At 38.0% G+C, this 6,317-nt stretch carries 4 protein-coding genes and 1 pseudogene; 4 read left to right on the top strand and 1 reads right to left on the bottom strand.

Annotation, left to right across the window (positions count from 1 at the left end):
• Positions 1-126: 126 nt before the first annotated feature.
• Complete coding sequence (locus F6K22_RS27590) at positions 127-1,719, bottom strand: Hsp70 family protein (RefSeq protein WP_293105444.1); 1,593 nt, start codon at positions 1,717-1,719, stop codon at positions 127-129.
• A gap of 162 nt (positions 1,720-1,881) precedes the next feature.
• Here F6K22_RS27590 and F6K22_RS27585 point away from each other — a divergent pair, with 162 nt between their 5' ends.
• The 4 genes and pseudogenes from F6K22_RS27585 to F6K22_RS27570 all read left to right on the top strand — a co-directional run bounded on the left by F6K22_RS27585 (position 1,882) and on the right by F6K22_RS27570 (position 5,957).
• Positions 1,882-3,369, top strand: coding sequence for an RNA-guided endonuclease InsQ/TnpB family protein (locus F6K22_RS27585; RefSeq protein ID WP_363274561.1), 1,488 nt, complete (start codon positions 1,882-1,884; stop codon positions 3,367-3,369).
• Between the two features lie 34 nt (positions 3,370-3,403).
• Positions 3,404-4,554 (top strand): annotated as a pseudogene (locus tag F6K22_RS27580) (formylglycine-generating enzyme family protein); the annotation flags it as partial.
• 124 nt (positions 4,555-4,678) lie between these two features.
• Positions 4,679-4,810: a hypothetical protein gene (locus tag F6K22_RS27575; protein WP_293105441.1), complete on the top strand. Its 132-nt coding sequence runs from the start codon at positions 4,679-4,681 to the stop codon at positions 4,808-4,810.
• A gap of 1,012 nt (positions 4,811-5,822) precedes the next feature.
• A complete protein-coding gene (locus F6K22_RS27570; RefSeq protein WP_293105438.1) occupies positions 5,823-5,957 on the top strand; it encodes a hypothetical protein in 135 nt (44 codons plus the stop codon).
• Positions 5,958-6,317: the final 360 nt, after the last annotated feature.

The raw sequence follows: 6,317 nt of genomic DNA, 5'->3' as shown, positions 1-6,317 counted from the left end.
CAATCAGGGCGAAAGCTTCTGCTGGGATAGCATACAAATTGAATGGGTTCGATGCCCATTCAATTGGCCGCCGATTCATCTCACACCAAATTTTAAATTATGGTGTGAGGCTTCTCGACAGTTTAGCTAACTCAACTGCACAACAGCTTGCTCATTTAACAAAGTTTCATTTGTCAATAAATCTTCCACCGTTATTCTCAAAAACCTAGACTCATCTACCCAAAACAAAACCTTAATTCGATCGCTTCCTGGATTTCCTGGAGGATTTAATTGAGCAATACTACGACCTCCCTCTCTATCATTTAAAGGCTGTACTGAAGTTTGTTCTCCAGATATTTTTCTAGTAATCAGGCGATCGCCGTCAAAGTAAACTTCTGTACCCCCAGACTCACTACCCAATTCTCCTAAAATTAATTCTATACTTGGCTGACTATTTACCGAAGCACCTAATACTAATTCCACAGAATTAGTCATAGGATATGGTTGACCAGATTTTATTAATGGATGCCAACTATGAGCATTTTTCCTTCTATCCCAATAGCGGATACCATAACTGTGATACAAAAAATCTTTAACCTCTACTCCTTGAGTTAATTGCAACGCTCCCTGAGAAATTGCCTCAAAAGGTTTTTCGCAACGAATTTTTCCAGCATCAAAATATTCCTTTACCCATCTCTGTACTGCCGGAATTTGTACCGTACCTCCCACCAACAAAACAGCATCAATTTCTGATAATTCTATTCCTTGTCTTTTTGCCTGCTGTAAAACCTGATTCATAGAATTATCGAGACTGGCAAAAAATCCATTTTCCCTGAGAATTTCCTCAAAGCCATCCCGCCCTAATTCCAACTCATAACTTTCCAAAGTTTCATCATCAAAAAAAACTTCCGTCGCCTCTTGCTGTAAAGATAATTGAATTTTTAACTTTTCTGCTAAACGAGTAGTCAAAGGAGTCTTTTCAATACCTTGATTTTTGACAAAATAATCCACCAACCAATTATCAATATCCGAACCTCCTAAATTCTGTCCTGCTTTTGCCAAAACCCTCGCCGTTTTAGGCTTTTGATTTGAACTTTGACCAAAAGATTTTTCACCCCATTTCAAAATAAAACCCAAAGGTTGTTTTTGCAGCGAATTATCTAACCTAACCAAAGATAAATCTAAAGTTCCCCCACCAAAATCAACCACTAATAAAATTTCTGCCTCTCCCATCCCATAACCCAAAGCTGCGGCAGTAGGTTCATCAATCATTTGTACCTGTTCAACTTCTAAAGACTGACAAACTTCTCCCAACCAATTACGATAAGCTTCAAAACTATCAACTGGAACAGTAAAAATTAAAGATTCTACAGGCAAAGGAACATTCCGAATACCCGCTATAACTTCTTCTAAAAATAATTTTCCTACCTGTTCAAAAGAAGTAATTTGACCGTCAAGTTCAGGCAAAAATCCTTGAATATTTGCACCAATACCTCGTTTAAAATTACGAAAAAATCTAGAGTCTGTACTAACATCGAAACCTTTATCTCTAACTTGTTGACCTATTACAACTTTTTTTTCAGCAGCATTTTCCACATAGACTAAGCTAGGAATCAAAGGTGGATTTTGCCCAGAAATAATTGATAAGTTTGGTAACTTAATAGTTTCTGGTTGTTGAGTTGTTTGATTCCAACGAGAGATTACAGTGTTACTTGTTCCGAAGTCTATAGCTATAGTCATTTAGTTATTTAAGTTAAATATTCTATATTTTGAGAATTATAGAGGATTGGTTGACAAACAAAAATTTGACATGATATTGTAAGTATAATGGAGAAGGTGCGCTCATATATACTCAAATTAGATTTTGCCAAAAACCTAAAAATGAAGAGTGAGAGTTAGCCATTGATTAAAATCAATGGTCGCCCTTCCGCAACGGGTTTTCACCCGTCATTATTCTTAACAAGAAAAATTCTTTATGTTAATCTAAAAGCAAGGAGGTGGTGTAAATTGTATGGATGTCAACAGCACTTGATTCAAGAAGCTCCAGAAATCATGGCAATTCTTGAATATATCTGTTTAGAAGCCAACAGGCTAACAAACTGCGGGATATATTATTGCCGTCAAATGCTGTTTAAAGCGGGAATATTTCTAACAAGAGGCGCTCTTGATCGGGAATTAAAAAGCAACATCCACTTCAAGGCAATGCGGTCAGCTTGCGCTCAACAGACATTGCATGGTGTGATTGAGTCGTTTAATTCGTATAAAGCGTTATTAAAACTGTACAAGGAGGAAAAATTACACTTTAGACCGAAGCCACCAAGTTATAGAAAGAAAGGTGGAATGGCAGTTGTGAGTTATCCTTCTCGATGGGTTAAATTGATTGATGGCTCTGTTGGTATGCGTTCCCTAGGCGAGACCCACCCCCAACCCCTCCAAGGAGGGGAGGATTCACCGTGGTCGCACCGCTATTTAAAATTTCCTCTCGGAAATCAAGTTAAAGCATGGTTCGGGATTGACCATTTTCTCTTACCAATGCCTTCTAATCTGGATTACAAATCAATCAAACAGTATCGCATCCTTCCCAGAAATGGATGTTTCTATATTGAGTTTGTTTACCAGCAGCCGGAAATTGAACCCATTGAAGCCAATAACAACGTTTTGGGAATTGACCCCGGTTTGAATAATTGGATAACTGGAGTTTCCAACACGGGAAAGTCATTCATTATTGACGGAAAAAAGGTTAAATCCCAGAACCAGTGGTACAACAAGCAAGTGGCTAAGATCAAGAGGGGAAAACCACAAGATTACTGGGATGAGGAACTCGCTGAATTGACCGAAAAGCGCAACCGTCAAATGAGAGATAACATCAATAAAGCCGCTAGGTTGATTATTAATTGGTGTCTCGCTAACAATGTCAGCAATATTGTCTTTGGTTGGAATCAGTTCAATAAAGACGGGATTAACATTGGCAAAAAGAATAATCAGGAGTTTGTGCAAATTCCCACAGCTAAACTGAAAGAGAGAGTTTCTCAACTTGGTCAGCAGTACGGGATTAACTTTATTGATACAGAGGAGAGCTATACCAGTCAAGCCAGTTTTCTAGATGATGATTTTCTGCCTAAATACGGTGAAAAACCCGAACGGTGGGAAGCATCAGGAAGGCGAGTAGAAAGAGGCTTGTATTGTTCTTCTAATGGCAGTTTAATTAATGCTGATTGTAATGGGGCTGCTAATATTATCAAGAAGGTAAGGACACAGTTAAATTTGGATTTAACCAAGGTCTGTAGGGGAGTTTTGACTCTGCCAAAACGATATTTTTTGGATTCTCTTTCTAAAAAATATTGTAAGCATTCCGAGCGGGTTGAAACCGCGCTCGGAATATCCGCTTAGAATCCGCGTCTTTTTAAAGCGCGGAGAAGTCAAGAATAAAACTAGAAGACAAATATTGATATTGGAAGGTTTGGCAGGAGGTGGGTTTGTCGCAGCAATGTTAACTAAAGGTTTGTCGGATAGAACACCTCCAGAAAATATTTCTACTTCCCAACCAACTTCAGAACCTCCCCCTCCACTATTAACATTAGGAAGTTTGGCAGTAGGTGGGTTTGTCGCAGCAATGTTAACTAAATATTTGTGGAGTAGAACACCTCTAGAAAATATTTCTACTTCCCAACCAACTCCTGAACCAATACCAGAACCTCCCCCTCCACCACAACCAACCCCAGAACCTACCCCTCCACCACAACCAAAATTTCCCATTCAGACATTTACTACCCTCACAGTTAACAGGAGAGGAGAAATAATAAGTCGCCGTAAAGGTAAAGCAGAAGTAATGACAGAAAACCTCGGCAATGGAGTCTCCCTAGAAATGGTAAAAATTCCTGGAGGTAGATTTCTTATGGGTTCTCCAGAGACAGAAGAAGAGAGAAGAGATATAGATCGTCAAAGTCCGCAACATTATGTGGATGTGTCTGAATTTTTCATGGGAAAGTATCCAGTCACTCAAACACAATGGCAAGCAGTTATGGGAAATAATCCTTCCTATTTTAAAGGTGCAAACCGTCCTGTAGAATAAGTAAGTTGGAGAGACGCGACAAAATTTTGTCAGAAACTCTCAGAAATAACAGGTAAAAAATACAGTTTACCCAGTGAGAGTCAGTGGGAATATGCGCGCCCGTGCAGGAACAACAACACCATTTTATTTTGGCGAAACTATAACGTCTGAGTTAGTTAACTATAATGCCAACTATACTTATGCTGATGAACCGGAAGGAGAATTTCGTCAAGAAACAACAGATGTGGGAATTTTTCCACCCAATAGTTTTGGTTTGTACGATATGCACGGGAATCTCTGGGAATGGTGCACTGATGATTGGCATCCTAACTATGAAGGTGTACCTACAGATGGCAGTTTTTGGTTAGATGGAAATAAAAATTTTTCACCGCTGCGGGGGGGGTTCCTGGCTCAAGTATCCTAATATTTGCCGTTCCGCGATTCGCGACGTCAGCTATAGGCGCGACAACCTCCACGACTATATTGGTTTTCCTGTAGTATGCGATGGCGGGAGAACTCTTTAACCCTTTTCTCTTTTCCTCTTTTCCCTCTTTTTCTTTTCTCTTTTCCCTCCCGCGAATTAATCCGTACATCCGTGCCATAATCCGTGTGAGCGGAAGTCAGGGCAAGACAAGGATTTTGCCACAGATGCACGGATCAGAAGATTTGCATTCTGTGAAGCTCAAAAAAAAAATCCGCGACGAAAGGAATTTGCCCTTGCCAGCAGAAATTTTTTCTGATACAATTTATTTAGTTGGTGTCGATCGCCAATATTTATGACTTTTTATTCAACGCAGCAAAAACAAGTCACAAGCAAATGAGTCATATCCAAACTTTAAATCTTCCCTCTTTAATCTCTGTATTTTTTCCGCTCGTTCCTCAACTTTAGCGATCGCCTAATTCAATATAATCCTAACAACTTCAAAATTACCTAAATCCCAAACAACCGGGAAAAAAGTCAGGGTAAGACAAAGATTTTGCCACAGATGCACAGGTCATAAAATTTGCATTTTGTGAAGCTCTAACGAAAAAAATCAGCGACGAAAAGAATTTCCCCTTGCCAGCAGAAATTTTTTCTGATACAATTTATTTAGTGAGTCTCGCTCGCCCCTACGCATGACTGTTTATTCAACGCAACAAAAACAAGCCACAAGCAAATGAGTCATGTCCAAACTTTAAATCTTCCCTCTTTAATCTCTGTATTTTTTTCAGATCGTTCCTTAACTTTAGCGATCGCTGAAGTGAAAAGTTTTAATTATTAACATCAGATTATAGTTTTAAAATTTAAAATTTTGTCATCAATCTCTAACAAAAAACAGCAAAAAAAGCCCAAATTAGCCAACAGAATTTCAATAGTTTCAGCCTTTTTGTGATAAAATCAAGAAATTATAATCCAGGGGTAATTATTACCCAATAGAAATTTTCAGCCCAAAACCCTAATTATTTCGTTCTTTAAGTAAGCGATCGCCTCTTCTTTATTTGAACATGACGAACTAATTTTCCTCAACTAGTCTAACAGTAGTTTGACGTATTTATAAATATATGGTAAGCAAAAAAATACTAAACTAGACCGAGAATAAGAATAAAAATTTTCTTATCTACCGATCGACTTAACTCCAAAAAAATATATCAAATCGGCTTAATTAGGTATAAAAAATTTGGCATTGCTCAATTAAAGTATGAAAGTAGGTTTATAGGGAATAGGGAATAGGGAATAGGGAACAGGGAACAGGGAACAGTTAATATTAACAAGTAGTTCAAACCATCCAAAATACAAAATTCCAAATACAAAATGATTAAATCATACCCAGAATCAGCAACGCCAAAAATTTTTCATCTTCAGCAAAGAGCAAATCTTTCTAAATTATCTTCGCTTCTAACTCCTGTAGAGGCGAATGGTAATTCGCCCCTACGACTCCTGTCCTAGATTAACTTTCTAAATATACCGATGCTACCAGATTTGATATTAGACATCTATTACCATTTTAAAAAAAGAATGTTACGAATAGTTTGGTCAACAAAAATGGTTAGAGTCAGATGTATATTTAGTATAATCGAATTATTTTAGAGCTGATTCATTAAGAAAATCTAAAGAAAGCTACATAAGAGTGAAACATAGTTTTATGATCAATGATATTGTGGATATAATTGTGACTAATGAGCCGTATACCTGCGCTCGCTAACCCTCAACGTAAGCCATACCCAAGTTATCTGAGTGATTTAGAGTGGGAAATACTCAAGCCTTTGCTACCTAAACCAAAAGGGTTTGGTCATCCCATTGAAGTGG

Source organism: Okeania sp. SIO2F4 (assembly GCF_010672385.1).
Classification (GTDB): Bacteria; Cyanobacteriota; Cyanobacteriia; order Cyanobacteriales; family Microcoleaceae; genus Trichodesmium.
This window is presented reverse-complemented; position numbering and strand designations above follow the sequence as displayed.